The 16,973-nt window shown below is 58.7% G+C and carries 19 protein-coding genes; 10 read left to right on the top strand and 9 right to left on the bottom strand.

Annotation, left to right across the window (positions count from 1 at the left end):
• Positions 1–96: 96 nt before the first annotated feature.
• The 5 genes from AZE99_RS12745 to AZE99_RS12725 all read right to left on the bottom strand — a co-directional run bounded on the left by AZE99_RS12745 (position 97) and on the right by AZE99_RS12725 (position 3,817).
• Complete coding sequence (locus AZE99_RS12745) at positions 97–984, bottom strand: flagellin (protein WP_067201759.1); 888 nt, start codon at positions 982–984, stop codon at positions 97–99.
• A 191-nt stretch (positions 985–1,175) separates the two neighbouring features.
• Positions 1,176–1,940, bottom strand: coding sequence for a flagellar basal body L-ring protein FlgH (flgH, locus tag AZE99_RS12740; protein WP_067201757.1), 765 nt, complete (start codon positions 1,938–1,940; stop codon positions 1,176–1,178).
• The gene (flgA, locus tag AZE99_RS12735; RefSeq protein ID WP_156472256.1) at positions 1,940–2,245 is read right to left on the bottom strand and encodes a flagellar basal body P-ring formation chaperone FlgA; all 306 of its coding nucleotides are present in this window, start codon (positions 2,243–2,245) and stop codon (positions 1,940–1,942) included. The genes flgH and flgA overlap by 1 nt, the downstream gene beginning before the upstream one ends.
• A 5-nt stretch (positions 2,246–2,250) precedes the next feature.
• Positions 2,251–3,036: a flagellar basal-body rod protein FlgG gene (flgG, locus tag AZE99_RS12730; protein ID WP_067201751.1), complete on the bottom strand. Its 786-nt coding sequence runs from the start codon at positions 3,034–3,036 to the stop codon at positions 2,251–2,253.
• A 37-nt stretch (positions 3,037–3,073) separates the two neighbouring features.
• Complete coding sequence (locus AZE99_RS12725) at positions 3,074–3,817, bottom strand: flagellar hook-basal body complex protein (protein WP_067201749.1); 744 nt, start codon at positions 3,815–3,817, stop codon at positions 3,074–3,076.
• Between the two features lie 132 nt (positions 3,818–3,949).
• On the opposite strand from AZE99_RS12725, the gene AZE99_RS12720 reads away from it, so the two are divergent.
• The 4 genes from AZE99_RS12720 to AZE99_RS12705 are packed head-to-tail and all read left to right on the top strand — an operon-like array spanning position 3,950 to position 6,796.
• Complete coding sequence (locus tag AZE99_RS12720) at positions 3,950–4,480, top strand: flagellar basal body-associated FliL family protein (RefSeq protein ID WP_082788371.1); 531 nt, start codon at positions 3,950–3,952, stop codon at positions 4,478–4,480.
• Entirely contained in the window at positions 4,477–5,523 is a 1,047-nt protein-coding gene (gene fliM / locus AZE99_RS12715) for a flagellar motor switch protein FliM (protein WP_067201747.1), read from the top strand. Before AZE99_RS12720 ends, fliM begins: the two co-directional genes overlap by 4 nt.
• Positions 5,520–6,209, top strand: a complete 690-nt coding sequence (locus AZE99_RS12710) for a DUF6468 domain-containing protein (RefSeq protein WP_067201745.1) — start codon at positions 5,520–5,522, stop codon at positions 6,207–6,209. Before fliM ends, AZE99_RS12710 begins: the two co-directional genes overlap by 4 nt.
• Before the next feature lie 2 nt (positions 6,210–6,211).
• Positions 6,212–6,796 (top strand): MotE family protein, encoded by a 585-nt coding sequence (locus AZE99_RS12705; protein ID WP_082788508.1) that lies wholly within the window; start codon positions 6,212–6,214, stop codon positions 6,794–6,796.
• Here the strand turns inward: AZE99_RS12705 and AZE99_RS12700 are convergent.
• Positions 6,763–7,161 carry a hypothetical protein gene (locus AZE99_RS12700; protein ID WP_067201739.1) on the bottom strand — a complete coding sequence of 133 codons (399 nt, stop codon included), beginning with the start codon at positions 7,159–7,161 and terminating at the stop codon, positions 6,763–6,765. The two genes, AZE99_RS12705 and AZE99_RS12700, sit on opposite strands and share 34 nt — an antisense overlap.
• Positions 7,162–7,252: 91 nt before the next feature.
• Here AZE99_RS12700 and AZE99_RS12695 point away from each other — a divergent pair, with 91 nt between their 5' ends.
• A complete protein-coding gene (locus AZE99_RS12695; RefSeq protein WP_067201736.1) occupies positions 7,253–7,495 on the top strand; it encodes a hypothetical protein in 243 nt (80 codons plus the stop codon).
• Positions 7,492–9,267 carry a hypothetical protein gene (locus AZE99_RS12690; RefSeq protein ID WP_067201734.1) on the top strand — a complete coding sequence of 592 codons (1,776 nt, stop codon included), beginning with the start codon at positions 7,492–7,494 and terminating at the stop codon, positions 9,265–9,267. The genes AZE99_RS12695 and AZE99_RS12690 overlap by 4 nt, the downstream gene beginning before the upstream one ends.
• Positions 9,268–9,283: 16 nt before the next feature.
• On the opposite strand, the gene AZE99_RS12685 is transcribed toward AZE99_RS12690, so the two are convergent.
• Genes AZE99_RS12685 through AZE99_RS12675 form a run of 3 tightly spaced genes read right to left on the bottom strand, consistent with a single transcriptional unit; the run spans position 9,284 to position 13,623 of the window.
• The gene (locus tag AZE99_RS12685; RefSeq protein WP_067201731.1) at positions 9,284–10,192 is read right to left on the bottom strand and encodes a hypothetical protein; all 909 of its coding nucleotides are present in this window, start codon (positions 10,190–10,192) and stop codon (positions 9,284–9,286) included.
• Positions 10,193–10,207: 15 nt separating this feature from the next.
• Positions 10,208–12,304, bottom strand: coding sequence for a FlgK family flagellar hook-associated protein (locus AZE99_RS12680; protein ID WP_067201728.1), 2,097 nt, complete (start codon positions 12,302–12,304; stop codon positions 10,208–10,210).
• A 23-nt stretch (positions 12,305–12,327) separates the two neighbouring features.
• Complete coding sequence (locus tag AZE99_RS12675; RefSeq protein WP_082788370.1) at positions 12,328–13,623, bottom strand: flagellar hook protein FlgE; 1,296 nt, start codon at positions 13,621–13,623, stop codon at positions 12,328–12,330.
• Positions 13,624–13,788: 165 nt separating this feature from the next.
• Between AZE99_RS12675 and AZE99_RS12670 the strand changes: the two genes are divergently transcribed.
• The 4 genes from AZE99_RS12670 (at position 13,789) to AZE99_RS12655 (ending at position 16,959) form a co-directional block, all read left to right on the top strand.
• Complete coding sequence (locus AZE99_RS12670; RefSeq protein ID WP_082788369.1) at positions 13,789–14,196, top strand: flagellar biosynthesis repressor FlbT; 408 nt, start codon at positions 13,789–13,791, stop codon at positions 14,194–14,196.
• 8 nt (positions 14,197–14,204) lie between these two features.
• On the top strand, positions 14,205–15,536 hold the full coding sequence (gene fliI / locus AZE99_RS12665) for a flagellar protein export ATPase FliI (protein ID WP_067201724.1): 1,332 nt from the start codon (positions 14,205–14,207) through the stop codon (positions 15,534–15,536).
• Complete coding sequence (locus tag AZE99_RS12660) at positions 15,533–15,964, top strand: hypothetical protein (protein WP_067201722.1); 432 nt, start codon at positions 15,533–15,535, stop codon at positions 15,962–15,964. The genes fliI and AZE99_RS12660 overlap by 4 nt, the downstream gene beginning before the upstream one ends.
• A 74-nt stretch (positions 15,965–16,038) precedes the next feature.
• Positions 16,039–16,959, top strand: coding sequence for a peptidoglycan-binding protein (locus AZE99_RS12655; protein ID WP_231862611.1), 921 nt, complete (start codon positions 16,039–16,041; stop codon positions 16,957–16,959).
• Positions 16,960–16,973 lie beyond the last annotated feature (14 nt).

Genomic DNA, 16,973 nt, shown 5'->3' with positions numbered 1-16,973 from the left:
GTATTTTGCCGGTGGGTGAGGCCGGGCAAAAAATTGCCCGGCCTCCGATCAAACCATATTCGTCAAACCGCCGAAGCGGCTATTGCGCGAATGCGCTTAACGGAATAGCGAGATGATCGACTGCGGTGCCTGGTTTGCGATCGACAGGGCCTGAACGCCAAGCTGTTGCTTGACCTGAAGCGCCTGCAGTTTCGCCGATTCCTTGGCAAGATCCGCATCCACGAGGTTACCAATACCGGCTTCGACCACATCCGACAGCTTGCTGGTAAAAGTAAGCTGCGCATCAACCGTACGCGATGTAGAACCCAGCGTTGACAGCTGGGTTTTGACGCTCGTGACGATGTTGTCGATGTCGTCGACCAGCTCTGCAGCTGCAGTAGCGGTGCCCAGAGTGATGGCCGCGCCAGCAGCCCCGAGTCCGCCGCCGGTACCACCGGTGCCTTGAGCGGCCTCGATGGTCGCCTGCAGACCGGTATTGGCCACAGTCAACGTATCGGCCTGATAGCCGGCAGTTGCGCCATCGCCGTCCTGGACAGACTTCAGTGCACCAACCGTACCACCACCGGTTTTGAGTAGATTGACTCCGTTGAATTCCGAAGAAGAAATGATCGTACCGATCTGCTTCTTCAGCGAGGTCAAATCTTCGGCGATGGTAGAACGGCTGGCAGCATCGAGGCCCCCATCGGACGCTTCAACAGCCTTGGCACGCATCTGGTTGAGCAGATCGGAAATCTGCTCTGTGCCCGCCACCGCAACATCAGTTACACTCTTCGCATTGTTGAGCGAAGAAGTAACTGCCTGGAACCCCGCCATGTCGCCGCGCAGCTTTTGCGCGATGACAAACTTGGCGGAATCATCCTTGGTCGAAGCCACGTTGAGACCGGTATTGATCCGGCTCTGTACCATCGACATGCCACGGTTGGTCTGGTTAAGGCTCTGGAGAGCCGCCATTGCACCGGTATTAGTATTGACAGTAAATGCCATTATTCATTCCCTTCTGAGATATTGAGCCGCTTTCTGCGACCCAGGCCGAAAACGCCGACCTAGCGACGAACGATTTCGCTCGTATTTCATTATAGGAAAATTCCCCGGGCGGTTGGCGTGAGTGGGTCATTTTTCAAAGATTTATAGCACGTTAACCATCATATCGCAGAATATGCACCGGATAGCCCCACTCAGAATGGAAACAGCGTATCGAAGATCTGCTGGCCGTAGCGGGCTTGCTGTAAATCCGTCAGATGTCCACGTCCGCCATAGGCGATCCGGGCATCGGCCAATTTGGTATGCGATATCGTATTATCACGGGAGATATCCTGCGGCCGGATAATTCCGGTAATCACCAAATCTCGTAATTCATAGTTGACGCGCATTTCCTGTTTGCCGCGGATGACCAAATTACCATTGGGCTGAACATCGACTACGATTGCAGCCAACGTCATGTCGATCGATTCGTTACGTGCGGTCTGACCTTGCCCGCCGCTGTTCGATCCGCTGTTTGCGTTGACCAGCTTGGATGGATCCCCGGGCAAGAGCTTGTCGAGCCCGAACAGCGAGGCAATGCCGGCGCTTTCCGATCCATTGCGCTGCCGACTGGTAGTATTGGCAAAGCTGGCACTGTCTGCCACCAACACGTGGATCGTCAGAATATCGCCGATTCTTCGCGCCCGCTGATCCTGAAACAGCGATCCTGCACCATCGCGGAACAAAGATGCGCTTTGCGCTGGCGGCGGCACCGGCGAAGCTGCCCCAGCTTGCTGCTGGGCCGCGACGGGATTAACCCTGTCACGTCCATTCGACCGCCCGATCGAGCTTTCTATGGCCGGAGCCACTGCGTTCTCCGCCGGACTCATGGCCGGGCCGAGCCCGATCTGCTTGATCCGCCCGACGGTGCCGCAGCCGGTCAATAACGCCGCCATGGCGAATATACTTACGATTCTCATTACCAACTCCCTCTGGCCGACGGCGCGGCCTCTATGACAACCATACCCGGGCCTTCGACCACGCCCGAAATTGTCCGGCGGGTCGCCTGATTGAACACGCGTATTTGCTGACCTTTAGCGCCCTTGCTCAGAGCGCGCCCATCGGCACGAATCTCGAGCATTCCGGAGCGGTACAGCAGTACAACACCATCTCCGCGCTCCACTCCGAGCGGAGCAGCTTCCGCTGTTTCACCGGGATCGCACCAGGCCGGGCTAGAGGCAAGCACGCTGAGGGAGGCCAAAGCCAGACTGATTGAACGCAGCATGATGATCAACGCAGCTGGCTGGTGGTGGCCAGCATTTCGTCTGCCGTTTTCACAATGCGGCTGTTCATCTCATACGCGCGCTGGGCAGTGATGAGCGCGGTAATTTCCGCCACGGGATTGACGTTGGAAGCTTCCACGAAGCCCTGCGCTAGTGTACCGAAACCGGGCTCGCCGGGCTGCGAGACATTGGCCGCGCCCGATGCAGCGGTTTCGAGGAACAGATTGTCACCCACAGCTTCGAGCCCGCCTTCATTGACGAAGCTGGCCAGTTCCAGCTGACCGACAGTCTGCATTTCGGCTTCACCCGCCAGCTTGACCTGAACCTCGCCGGTTTTTGAAATCACCACGTCGAGTGCACCCTGCGGAACGGTTACCGGCGGTTCCACCGTCAGGCCTTGGGCAGTGACCAGTTCTCCTTCACTCGACAATTGGAATCCGCCATCGCGGGTATATCCGATCTCGCCCGAGGGCAGCTGGACCTGAAAATAGCCGAGGCCCTGAATCGCTACATCATAGCGGTTATCGGTCTGCGCCAACGTGCCCTGTTCGGCAATACGGTAGATGCTGCCGGTGCGCACGCCCGAGCCAACCTGAATGCCGGTAGGAGATATCGCGGATCCGCCACCCGATGCGCCACCAGGACGAGAAACCTGCTGATATAGCAGATCCTGGAACTGAGCCCGCTGACGTTTGAAGCCAGTCGTATTCATATTGGCGATGTTGTTGGATATTACGTCCACATTGGTTTGCTGGGCCAGCATACCGGTCGCGGCGATAGATAAAGAACGCATAAATTTTTCCTTTCAAACGAATTGAACCAAGAAGATGTCAGCTGGCGCGGCCGAGCCGTTCGATCGCACGCTTGCGCATATCATTGATGGCATCGGCCAGCTTCACGCTGCTCTGATAAGAACGCAGGATGTCGATCATCGCAGTTGTTTCCGCGATCGGTTGAACGTTAGACCCTTCCACGCCACCCGCTGCGATGCGCGTATCCGCCGCATCGAGCACACGGCCGCCAAGCCCTGAAAACAGGCCATCGCCTTGCGGATCGACGGTCGCCTCGTTGTCAAAAACAGTCACCGCGATCCGACCGAGCGGCCCATCACTGCCCTCCAGCGTACCATCGGCGCGGACGGTCAGGCCAGCTGTGCCGGTGGCCGGAACGGTGATCGCCCGCCCCTGATCGTCGAGCACTCGGTGCCCGCTTGCTGTGCCCAGTTCCCCGCTTTCAAGTATCTGCAGATGCCCCGAGCGACTATAGGCGGTGCCCCCGCGTCCGTCATCGACTGCAAAATAGCCTGGCCCCTCGATCATCAGATCGAGGGGGTTGCCGGTCGTCTGAAAGACGCCTTGACTGGTATCGTGGACCGTGCCGTAATCGAGCACAAACGATGCGCCGCGTAGGGCCCCATCAGGTGCCCCGGCATTGCGATCGACATGTTGCTGGAACAGCGGCTGTTCGCGTTTGAAGCCAGTGGTGGTTGCGTTTGCCATATTATTGGCCACGACATCGAGCCGCCGCCGCAAGGCTTGCTCTTGGCTCAGCAGGATTAACGCAGAAAGATCCATCATTGCCTCCTCAAGGTGGCGAGAAAAAATTGCGGCAAGCGGAAAATATTGCCGGGCTGTTGTCCTATAATAGATGCATGACCGGCGGGCAGACTGCCTCCGGACAAGTTTTTTACTCTATAGGGGGATGCGATGGCTAACGATGTGACAGCAACGAACACCGACCAGCCTGGCGATGCTGAAATCGATGAACCCACCTCGGCGGGCACAGATGAGAAAGCGCCACGCTTTTCAAAAAAGCAAAAGCTTATCGCGCTCGGCGCAGCGGTACTCATACTGGCTGCAAGCGGTGCGGGTATATTTGCCCTGCTCGGTTCAGAAGAGACCGAGCATAGTGAGAATGTAGCCGCTGGCGACCATATACCCGGCGTGGACGTACCCGATATGGTCGTAAACTTGCGCTCGCCAGACGGGCAGGCTCGGTTCCTTAAACTGAGGCTGGTAATCGAACCGAGCGACGAAGCCGCTAGCGAAGATATAACCGCCGCATTGCCGAATATTATCGATGCCTATCAGCCATTCCTGCGAGAGTTGCGGCCAGAAGATATATCGGGATCCGCCGCAGTGTTCCGACTGAAGGAAGAATTGCTGCTGCGCACCGTCGGCATCGTCGGCCAAGACAAGGTTCGCGGCGTTCTGGTACAGGATTTGATCCAGCAATGAGTATAGAAAGCGGCACAGATGGCGACGACTTCGTTGAATTCGATCTGCCCGAATCGCCATCGGCAGTAAGCGGAGCCGAGGGAGAGGATTCTACCTTCGCTCAGGCTGATATCGACGCGCTGTTCGGCGGCTCGGAAGAGAAAACCGACGTAAAGCAAGGACTGAGAGCGGTGATCGAAAGCCGCATCATTATCCATGAACGGCTACCAGTGCTGGAAGTCGTCTGTGAGCGCATGGTGCGAACCTTTGCCACCAATATGCGTAATCTGACGTCCGATGCGATCGACATCTCTCTCGACGATATTGAAACGGTTCGCTTTGGCGATTTCATGAACCGGGTGCAATTACCCGCCATGATTGGGGTATTCAAGGTACCCCAATGGGAGAATTACGGTCTTATCGTAGTGGATTCCGGGCTGATCTATGCCGTGGTCGATGCCCTATTGGGAGGGCGCAAGGGCAATTCCAGCCAGATGATTGATGGCAGGGGCTTCACTTCCATCGAAACGCTGCTGGTATCAAAGATGCTCAACTTGATGCTGGAGGATCTGGCGGAAGCGTTCCAGCCTGTTTCGCCGATCACTCTCGAGCTTGAGCGAATCGAGTCTAATCCACGCTTCGCAGCGATCGCTAGCCCTTCGAATATCGCCAGTGCCGCGACCTTCCGTATCGATATGGATGGCCGCGGCGGTCCGTTTACCGTGCTATTTCCTTCCGCCACGCTCGAACCGGTAAAGTCGAAGCTGATCCGGCGCTTCATGGGCGAAAATGTCGGTGGTGATCGCAGCTGGCTGCAGCATATGGACGATCAGGTCCGACAGACCGAACTGGAACTGGATGTCGTATTAGGCGAACGCACGATGACCCTGTCCGAAATCGAGAGCCTGCAGGTGGGTCAGACGGTTTCTCTTGGCCAGACGCCCGACCACCCGGTCGACGTTCAAAGCGCAGGACAATCGCTGGCTCAAGCCCATATTGGGCAACGCCGCGCCAAAATAGCTGTCGCTTTGTGCGGCGATGTAACCCGGAGAATCCGATCATGACTTTCGCTATGTCAATCAATCTTGTGACCATCATCCTTTGCCTGGCCGTGCTGGTCCAGAGCGTACGTATGATGCGCAGCATCGATCGGATACAGGGCGCGGAATTGGGGCAGCTGGTAACAGCACTGGACCGGGCGACAGGGCAGGCGCACATCGTGCTGGACGAATTGAAAGTTACGCTGACTGGTGACGCCAGAAATTGCGTACAGCGACTGAGCGAAAGCAAGGAAATCCATGAAGAACTAGGTGTGCTGGTCGGGATCGCCAACGCCATGGCTGAACGAATCGTTGATGCAGCAGACGATGCGCGGAAGCTCTGCGCGAAAACTGAACAGCAGGTCGCGGCGAGCAAGCCCAAGGCTCGAAGCCGAACCAGCCGTCCAAGCAAAAATGACAATGTTGTCGATGCCGCAGGTGATGCCAGTGAACTCCGCGCGAAAACTGAAAAAGCGGTCGCAGGGAGCAAGCCCAAGGCTCGAAGCCGAACCAGCCGTCCAAGCAAAAATGACAATGTTGTCGATGCCGAAGGCGATGCCAGTGAACTCCGCGCGAAAACTGAAAAACCGATCGCAGCGGGCAAGCCGAAGGCTCGAAGCCGAACCAGCGGTCCACGAAAAAACGGCAATGATGCTAGAAAAACAAAAACCGTAGCAAAGACCGAAACTGCAAAGGTATTAACGGTATGACCATGATCCGTCCCACACTCCTCTTGTTTTTGGCCAGTGCCACCGGGTTATCCGGCATTGCCACGGCGCTCGCAGCTACGGAAGAAAAGCAATCACCGCCAACCCGGTTAGGTACCGCAATCGGTACGGAAATTGCCGCAAAAGACCGTGCAGCACGCGAGCGGGAGCGTGCGCTCGATCTGCGCGAGCAAGCGGCCAAGGCAACGGAATCGCGGATCGCAGCGCAGCTGACGCAGGGGGCACAGAAAGCTGCGCCGGCCAAGGCCGGGCGCAAGAATGGCAAATCGGCAAGCCCTGGGGGTCTGGCCGAAATGCCCGAATTCGACCAACTCGCCCGAATTTATCAGTCAATGAAACCTAAGCAGGCGGCCTTGGTGTTCGAGCAATTGGACATTGATGTGCAGATCGCAGTGGCTAAAAGAATGCGCGAGCGCTCCACCGCACAGATTATGGCCGCGATGCGTCCCGGCAATGCTGCGCGTCTGAGCATGGCGCTTGCGGGACAGAAGGTAGCATCGGGGCCGCGACCAAAGAGTGGAGCGGCAATGCCCAATCAGGCGGGGCGAGCCGATACATCGACCAAATAAATCGCCGCCACCCGAGGGTCTTTCGCAAGCATTGCTGCTTGTAACTTGGCCACCAGCAACCTCGCATCGACCGGCGTCTTGCTGCTGGCATAGAGGCTCGAAAAATCGAGTGCGGCGTCGATAAGCGTATCGCGCAGCTTTGCAACATTGCCATCAAGATCCTCCGCCGACGCGCTATCTCTGGCCGCAATCACTACCGTAAAATCGAGTCTTCCTTCTAGTCGGCCGCCATCGATGATGGGTACCGACACCGGGTCAAGCATTACGAAAGTTTCTGGGTCAGTCTTCGCCAGACTGGCCGCCGCCGAAGGGACCGCGACAACCACGCTCATCGCAACCAGCCACGCTGTCTGAATATTCGCCATGCTTGCTCCTGACAGAATTACGCACGTCATCAGGCAATGACGCGTCTTTCTTACTATAATAGGAGTGAAACAGACCAATAGGCGGAGCAATATGAGCGGTGACCAAAGACCTGGTGGAATCAAGATCGTTGCTGGCAGCGCTACACCGCTCCGGCGGCACGAGGACGTGCCATCGTCAGAGGCAGACAGCGGCGGCCCGGACGGCCAGCGTGACAGTGATCCCACGCGCGCGTCAAGCGAAGCCAAAGGTTTTCCCATGTGGCTCGTCGCATTACTTTTTGTGGTCTCCACCGGTCTTGCGTCTGCAGCATCGATAATGGCGCTATGGACATGAAGGGCTTCGCGGCGGCGTTCGTTCTACTCGCAAATTCGGCCAGCGCCGCGCCCCAGCCATTCGAGCAGGGACAGCAAGGCGCTGCCACCGACAAGGCATTGGCGCCCTTCGCCGAAACGCTTGCGGCCCGGCGGCTCGGCATGGGTCCGGGATATTGGCAAGCAGCCAGCGGCGCGACGGCATGGCGCGCGATTGCGGCCAGCACATCCGACACCAGGCAGGAGGCACGGTGGAACTATGCCCGTGCGATGATCGATAGCGGCCGCTTCGCTGAAGCCGAAGGCGCGTTGGAAGTAATGGCTTCCGACGAACCCGACGTGGCGCTGACCGGGTCATTCGCTTTGGCGCGGGCACGCGCGCGCATTGGCATGGGACGATATGGGGAAGGTATCGAATTGCTCGGCACTGCGCGGTTGGCAAATCAAGCCGAAGCTTGCGCATGGCGGTTGGTCGCGCTGGCCTCATCCGGTTTCGCCGACCAGGCCTATTTACAAATGAATTGTGCTCTGCCCGCCATCAATGCGCGCAAGGGAGCAGCCCGGCATATCTTTATCTTCGCTGCGGCGAGTGCCGCCATTGGTAGCGGTCATGCGCCGCAGGCCGATATCTGGCTGTCAGCTTTGCCGCTGGATGATCAGCTGGCCAATATCCTTCGTGGCTATGCTGCTGCACGGATGAATAAAAATGCCGCAGCGCGGAGCGTCTGGCTTGCTGCGGCAGCGGGACCGGTTGAACGCCGTCGCCTGTCCGCGCGCCTTGCCTTGGCCGAATTTGCAATGGAGCGGGGTGCTGTAAGTCGCCCCGATCTGAATAAGGCGCTCAAACTGGCGAACAAAGTGCGCTATCGCTGGCGCGGCGACAAATTGGAACGGCGAGCTACACTGCTTGCCTATCGCACTGCGACAGCCTTGGGCGATGATCGTGCAGCTTTGGAAGCAGGCGCTACCTTGTTACGCTATCACGTGCAGAGCTCGTCTACCTTGCCGGTTTTGCGCGCCTTGCAAACCCGCTTGGCCGGGGCGTTGCAACCCGCCAGCAAGGTTCCGCTGCTCAAGGCTGCCGGTATGTTTTGGGACTTTCGTGATCTGGTCCCGGCCGGTGCCGAAGGCGATCTGATGGCCAGCAATTTTGCCACACGTCTTCAACGGGCCGGGCTCTATCGCCGCGCCGCCGACCTGCTCCAACATCAGATGCTGCAGCGGGCGGTGGGGATAACCGTGGGTCCGCTTTCGATCCGCGTGGCTACGCTCTATGTGCTGGCAGGCGAAGCGCCACTGGCGATGAAGATCCTGCGTCAGACGGAAGCGATCCCGTTTCCCGAGGAAATGCGGTGGGACAGGCAACGCATAGAAGCGATCGCGCTTGCCAATATCGGCCGCACGGACGAAGCACTGGCGATACTCGAATCGATTCCCGACAGCGCCGCCATTGCCGCCGAGATCGAATGGCGGCGTCACAATTGGCAAGCCCTGGCAGCCAATCCTGATCGCGTTCTGCCGCGCCCCGGCCAATTGACTGCGCTTGAACAAACGATAGTGCTGCGCCAGGCTGTGGCTCATGCCATGCTGGGAGACGAGCCCGGACTGGCGCGCCTGCGTAACGAATTCGGGGCCAGCTTCGCTAACTTGCCTAACGGTGAAGCCTTTGTCGCGCTCACCGGGCCCGTGGCAGAACGCGATACACAGATGCTGGCCGAAGCGCTGGGAAAAATGCCCGGAGCCAGCCCGGCCGGCAAATATGCAGACCTGCTGATGGTGAACAAAGAGGGTTGAGCAGCCCGAACGCGGGTCAGCGCAGATATTGTGTCAGGCTAAGCCGCGATAGCTGAGAAAATACCGAATAGCTCGCCTCGATCATTGTCCGGGTTTGCGCCAGTTGACCGGCAATCTCAGCCAGATTCGCGTCTTCCGTTTCGCCAACGATCCCGGTCAGCAGGATATGCCGGTCCTCGCCTTGACGTTCGAGCCGCTCGAGCCGCGTCTGGTTGCCGCCGTTGACACCCTGCGCTTCTAAAACCGTATCCACCCCGCGATCGAGTTCGCCGATTGCCTGATCGATAGCGGATTTCTGGGCGTCCGTCAGCTTGCCGTTCAGGGGGCCGAGACTGGCCAGGGTCTTGAATGCATCGAACAGATCGGCCCCGACGGCATTTGCCACCACGCCATATTTTAGGTTTTGTCCATCGAGAAATGTCGCACTGGCGCGGATGCTGTCGTTGGCGAAGGCGGTATTGCGATCATAAGCGGCGAGATCGCCGAGCGTCTCCGGACGGAAGGGCGACTCCGCAGTGTTTGTTCCGCCGAACAGCGGGTTGCCACCTTCGCTCGCGTTCATGGCCCCAGTGAAGGCGGCAAAGCCATTCTCAATCTCTTGGTCGAGGCCCATACTCTCGCCGATCGCGAGGGCATCGAGCAGCTTGTTCTTGAGGGACTGCCCCGCATCGCTGGCTCTGCCGAGGTGAGCATCGTAAAGCGACAGCGTCGTGCCAACACTTTTGGCGGTGTCGGAATATGCTTCGATCCGGGTGAGCATCGCATGAGCGGAGATGTTCCGCGGCGCCAGCTGACCAAGATCGCCATAAGTTTGTACGCTTTTGCCGCTGGCTATCTGCAGCTGCAGGTCGTTTGCACGTTGTTGGCTCCGCTGAAACGCTACGCTCAGCGTCTGCTGAAACGGGATGGTGGCAACTCTATTCATGAATGTTTCCTTGGGTTAGCGGACCATTTGCAATAACGTATCATACATCTCGCTGGCGGTGCTGACGACGCGGGCGGCTGCGCTGTAGCTGTTTTGCAGGATCACCATCTGAGCCAGTTCCTCATCGATATTAACGGCTGAAAAACTGTCCCGCCTGTTGACCGCATCGCTCTGGCGCGCCTCGGCCAGCGCCAGATTGTCGCTGGCCCGACCGGCGGCGCTACCGACCGCACCCAGAATATTCGCCGAATGGGCCGAAAGGGTCGCCGGCGCACCGTTTTCTGCGAGGTTGTATCGCTCGGTGAACGCAGCGCTGTATGCGTTGGCGGCGCGCCGATCACCGGCCCCAACACTGCGCTGGCCGACCACCGCGCTTGTGTCGAAAAATGCTATTCCGACCCGGCTAGGATCGTCTCGGAAAGCAGCTCTCACATCGGTATCGGCAACGCCCGGATCTCGCGGTATCAGGCCAGACAATTGCGTGAAACTGTTTCCGGTCGCACGGCGATTGGTGGAATCGGAGGTGATGGACAAAACCGTGGAACCGGTCGCCGGATTGGCATCAAAGACCATCTGTCCGTCGGTTGCCAAACGAAAAGCACCGAATCCGCCAAGCGATCCACTATTGAGATTGCTGACAATATCACCCCAGCTCGACCCATCGTCGGCACGCATGGTGGTGCGACCAAGCAGGCGGCCGGCGCTGTCGCGCAACACGATTTCAGCGGTCTCGCCCGCGCCGAAACCGTGTGGGTCTGCAGCAGTGAAGCCCGAACCAACGCTGGACGCGGTGCCTTGTGTAATATCGTTGAGGCCAAAGAAATGGGCAAACCCGTTGCCGCCACGTATGGCAGGGGGATCGCCCGGCGCCACCACAACGCCCTCGGTGGCGCTTGTGCTCCGGATGGTCAGCTGGCCATCGGTGAAGCTGGCATTCGCCCGCCCGCCGAGCCCGGCATTAATCACGGCGACGACGTCATCCACCGTAGCGGCGGCGCCCAAGCTATCGAAATCCACTTCGGTACGGGCGGTAATCACACCCGACCGGTCGGTCACGGCAAAGATCGCCCGGCCGCTGAAGCGGGCAATGTCATTGCCTGCAAGCCCGGTAGCTCGCCCTTCCAGGACCGTGGGAGGAGGAGAGGCAGTCGCTTCGTTGGCGACCTGGTTCAAGGCCGCGGCCAGCCCGCGTTGCAGACGGGCGATATCGTCAGCGACCTGCGGCAATCGTGCATCGCGCAGGCTCATCAACGCACCGATCCGACCGCCGATTGCCGGTCCATCGAGAACCGTACCCGTGGCCGGGCCGGGAGTCCCATTTTCACCAGCGAAACGGAGCGATACCGGGGGGTAATCCTTTTGCGCTTGATCCGAATTGTCGGGAGGGTAATCCAGCACCCGCAGGCGCTGATCGAGCAATGTGGTGCCACCGGCGGTTTCGATCTCCAGCCGCCCGCCAGTCTGATGCCGGACGTTGATCGCTATGAGCGAACCCAGTTCCTCGACCACGGCATTGCGGCGGTTTTCGAGCCCCGATGCAGTACGACCGCTCGCCGTCAGCTGGCCGATCTCCCCGTTCAGTTCGTGCACCTGGCTGAGCAGCGAGTTGGTGCGGTTGATCGATGACGCGATGTCGACCGCGGCTTCGCCTCTCAACTGGTCGATATCGGTGGCGAATTGCCGCATCGAAAACAGCGCATCTTCGACAGTGTCGGTAAATTCGCCAACAGCCAGATTTCCTGCCTGTGTCCCAGTCAGCCTGATCGCTGCCGCTTCGACTGCATCGAGCCGGGCGGGCAGGCTGGTCGCGGCACCCGGTTCTCCCAAGGCAGCATCGAGGCGTGCAAGATAGTTGGCGGTGGTCGCCGCTGCGCTGGTAGCAGAGCTCCTTGTGTATACGGCGCTTTCGAGAAACCGATCTGCCACTCGGGCCGGTTCGCCGACGATAACGCCGGCTCCCCTTCCCTGGACGGCGTTGCTAGTGGTAACGGTCCGTTCCCGTGCATAACCGGGCGTATTGATATTTGCGATGTTACTCGATACCGTGCGCAGCCCCCCCTGGGCCGCACCCAAGCCCGAAACCGCGGTACTGAGTATTTCACTAAGCGACATATATTAGTCTTTCTGATGCGCGATTAGCGTTTCAGAGCGCTTACTTCCTGAAGCATGTCATCGACTGTCGTGATAATTTTCGATGATGCCGAATAGGCGCGTTGAAAGCGGATCATATTGGTGAATTCGGTCGCGAGATCGACGTTCGAAGCTTCGAGTGTGCCAGCCGAAATCGTCCCGCCGCTTAGTGAACCCGGCGCATTGATGGCAACTGTACCTGAATCCTGGGAGACCGAGTAAGCATTGCCCGGCAGCCGGGTCAGCCCGTCAGGGTTGGGGAATCCCGCGAGTGGGAGCTGGAATACAGCGCGCGCCGTACCATCGGCAAAGATCGCGCTGACCAATCCGTCCCTACTGATTTCGACAGAGGAAATCTCGCCCAGCATACCTCCATCTGTGGCCGATGCGATCACTGCTGATGGACCGCCGAATTGCGTCAGCCCGTCGAGCCCGTCCTGGCTACCCAGTTGCAGATTGATCGGGAGCGCAGCAGCGCCATTGGTATACGTGATGTTGAGGGTGTCGAACAATGCGGGAGAGGAAGAAGCAAGGTCGAGGCTGCCATCGGGGTTGAACTGGATCGTACCGCTGGCAAGCAGTCCGCCTGGCGCTGTCACTTCGCCGGGATCGGCATATATTTCACCCTGCCAGACATTGGGTCCGGTTTTGACGAAACCCAAAGTGACGGTATGCGACCCGCCCTGAGCATCAAACACTTCAACAGCGCGGCTGAATTGTGGTGTGGTCGTACCATTCGCCATCGTTCCGGCGACATATCCGGTCATTACGGTCTGGGTAGATTGGAGGTTCGCGCGCATGGCAATCCGGGTCGATGCCGCTGCGGTGCCAGCCAGTTCGCTAACCCGGATCGGCTGAAGATCATTGAGGCTACCGTTATTGACATAATCGCCTTGCGCGTCGAGCCGCCAGCCTTGGAGATAATATCCGGAGGTGTTGCGCAGATAGCCCTCGTCATCGGGCCGGAAAGCACCCGCGCGAGTGAAAGCCACCCCGCTATCGGCTTCAGGACCAGTACGGGTTACGAAGAAGCCCTTGCCTTCGATGCCGAGATCGGTCGAAGCGGATGCGGCTTGCAGCAGACCCTGTTTGGATATTGTCGCACGCGGCGACATCGCTACGCCGCCTGCGGAATAGCTCGACTTCAAACGCCCATCGGTAACCAGCGTGCGAAAGTCGGCTTCAGTGCCTTTATATCCCACAGTATTGATATTGGTAATATTGTCGGCAACGGTCGCCATCGCCGAAGATTGGGCGCTAAGGCCGGAGACCCCTGCATATAGTGCGGAATATAGGCTCATGGATTTTTCGCTCCTGTCACATGGCTCCGGCAGTTCTCGCCGAGCCTCATTACTATTCTAGGATGACGCAAGGCTAAATCCAAAAGCGGCAAAAATTTCCCACCTTGTCCTCCGGCCCTGCGCCGCATCCACTATAATAGTATCGAACCAACGGGGATGAGACTTATGCTCAGAATTAGTTTGAAAGACGGCGAGAAGGTTGTGATCAACGGTGCGGTCATTGTCAGCAGCGGGCGTTCCAGCCTGACGCTGGAAAACGATGTATCTCTGCTACGCGGAAAAGATATCATGTCGCCCGAACAGGCGAATACACCTGCGCGTCGGCTGTATTTCGTCACCATGTTGGCTTATCTCGAGCCGGACAAGATTGCGGAACATCAGGAAACGATTCTGGCTCACCTGCAAGACCTGATCGGTGTGGTCGAAACGCCTGAGGCAAAAAGTCTATGTGCGAGCTATGCCGGGAAAGTGTCGCTAGGCGATTTCTATCGTGCTCTGGCCGTAAGCCGCGACCTCATCGTTTATGAGAACAGCATATTCGAAAGAATGTCGGCCGAAACAGTGACAGGCTGAAGCAGACGATGTCCGATCTCGCAGCCATGACACGCGCTCTCCGCAGCACCGATCCCTATCGTCATTTCGGGAGCGTGGTGGCCGTGCGCGGTGCGTTAATCGAGGTCGACGGGTTCCTGAGTGCAGGCCGTATCGGTTCGCACGTGGTGATCGAAAGCGAACATGGCTCGGTCGATGCCGAGATTACCGCTCTCAACCGTGGAACCGCCTCCTGCCTGCCGTTCAGTGAACCCAAGGGACTCGCCGCGGGAACCCGGGTCGAACTGGTGTCCCGCGAATTATCACTCCGGCCCACTCATGGCTGGCTCGGGCGGGTAGTAGACGGCCTCGGCCGACCTATCGACGGCAAAGGTCCACTGCCGCGAGGGCCGCACATATGCCCGATCAAGGGGGAGCCTCCCGCCGCCGCATCGCGCCTCCGGGTTGGCGACAAACTAACCACCGGAGTCAAGGCGCTCGATATCTTTGCCCCGCTGTGCCGCGGGCAGCGTCTTGGGCTATTCGCCGGATCGGGCATCGGAAAATCCACTCTATTATCGATGCTCGCACGGTGGAGCGAGTGCGATGTGACCATCGTCGGTCTGATCGGCGAACGCGGACGCGAAGTGCAGGAATTCATTGAAGACGATCTTGGCGCCGAAGGATTGGCTCGCAGCATCGTGGTGGTCGCGACTTCAGATGCACCCGCGTTATTGCGGCGACAAGCTGCTTGGACGACGCTGGCGCTCGCGGAACATTTTCGCGACGCTGGCGCACAGGTTATGTGCATGATGGATTCGGTGACACGTTTTGCCATGGCTCAGCGCGAGATTGGCCTCGCCAATGGCGAGCCGCCGGCCAGCAAAGGCTACACACCCACCGTTTTCGCCGAATTGCCACGTCTGTTGGAACGCGCTGGACCAGGAGGTCCGCAGGGCGGTTCTATCACTGGGCTGTTTACGGTTCTGGTTGATGGAGACGACCATAATGAGCCGATTGCCGACGCGGTTCGCGGTATCTTGGACGGTCACGTTGTCATGACCCGCACGATCGCTGAACGCGGACGATACCCGGCGATCGATGTGCTCAAATCGGTGTCGCGAACCTTGCCGGGCTGCCATTCTGCAGAGCAGAATGAATTGCGCCAGCAAGCTGCCCAGATCCTGTCCACCTATGGCGATGTCGAAGAGCTGGTTCGTCTCGGGGCCTATAAGACCGGGGCCAATGCCGATATCGACAAGGCCATCCAGCTGGCCCCCGAAATCGAGCGGATTCTCGGCCAAACACCGCAGGATAAGGCCTGCCCCGCAACGGCTTTTTCTGAGCTCGCTGCTCTGTTTGCAGGAGATGCAGAGGAATGAAGACGCCTTTCGACACTATTTTGCGTCTGAGACAGCAGGAGCTGGATAACTTGCGCCGGGACCTTGTGCAATCGGTTCAGGAGCAAAAGGATATCGTGCGCGCCATAACACAGCTTTCTATCACCATGCTCCGCGAAATTGAGGATCATAGCCAGAGCAGTCAGGGGTTCTCATGCGATAGATATCTGGCCGCGTGCCGCAGCGAGCGTACCGACCTGCAGGATCGGCTTGTATCTGTAGAGTCAGGTCTTGTCGATTTACGCGATCAATCCCGCGCGCTTTTAGCGCTCGTCCACGCTCTCGAAAACGCCGCTGAACGCTTTCGTCATGAGCATCAGCGCGCGGCATCGCGCCGGGAACAAGATGCGAGCGACGAATGGGCGCTCACCCATCATATGCGCGCTTCCAGAATAGGGGCAGCATCATAAACGGCAGTGATCTTCTTTCCGGCCTAAGCACGGTTCAAAAGGCTCGGCTCATCTATGCGCAAGCGCGCGCTGACATGTCCGAACGCCTGTGGCAGGCAGCGATGGGCGGAACAGCGGAAAACGATCGCGCTCGGCCGTCAGCGCTCATCCCGTCCAGCAAGAATGGCTCCAATCTCGACACGCTACTCGCGTTAATCCGTGATCAACAGGAAAGCGCCGGGCATCAACCAACCATATCTGGAGGGGCCAAACTGTCTGGCGTAGGCGATACATCCGCATCCACTGCGTTTGCGATCCCGCAAGTCGCGCTCGCACCAGCGGAAGTCGGACGCTTCCCTGCAGCGACCGAACTTGCCGGCCTTGGTCCCAATGCGCAGTTTGCCGGCGCAATTTCGGATGCCGCACGGCGGACTCAAATACCAGCCCCAGCGCTCGCCGCGATCGTTGATGCCGAGGCCAGCAAACACCGCGATGGGCGGTGGAATATACGTTCTCGCAATCCCCGCTCGAGTGCCGCAGGGCTGGGCCAGTTTCTGGCTGGAACCTGGATCGATATGGCGCGGACCAAGGGCACCTGGCTCAATGCAAAGGCGCAGGAGAGTGGGCTGGTCGGTGCAAACGGCAAAGTGCAAAGCGGCGCGCGGGCACAATTGCTGGCGCTGCGCTATGACGGTGAGGCAGCGATCCACACGACTGCCGACTATGCTCAACACAATCTCAGTCGCTTGCGGCGGGCGGGAGCAAAGGTCGATGACAGTCCCGAGACTCTCGCGCGCAGTGCCTATCTCGGCCATCATCTCGGTCTGGGAGACGCGCTGCGATATCTGCGCGGTGGTATCGATGAACAGCGCGCCCAGATATTGTTAAAAGCCCAGGTGGGCGGAGACGCAGCACACCGCCGGATTGCCGCCGCCGGAAACGCGTCGCTTGCACATAGAAACTGGCTGGACGGGTATATCGACCGGAATATTCGACCGGATCGCTACGCTCTGTAACGATCCCAAAATCG

The sequence above is a fragment of the Sphingorhabdus sp. M41 genome (assembly GCF_001586275.1).
Classification (GTDB): Bacteria; Pseudomonadota; Alphaproteobacteria; order Sphingomonadales; family Sphingomonadaceae; genus Parasphingorhabdus.
Note: the sequence above shows the minus strand (reverse complement) of the source record. Positions and strands in the feature narration are given on the sequence as shown.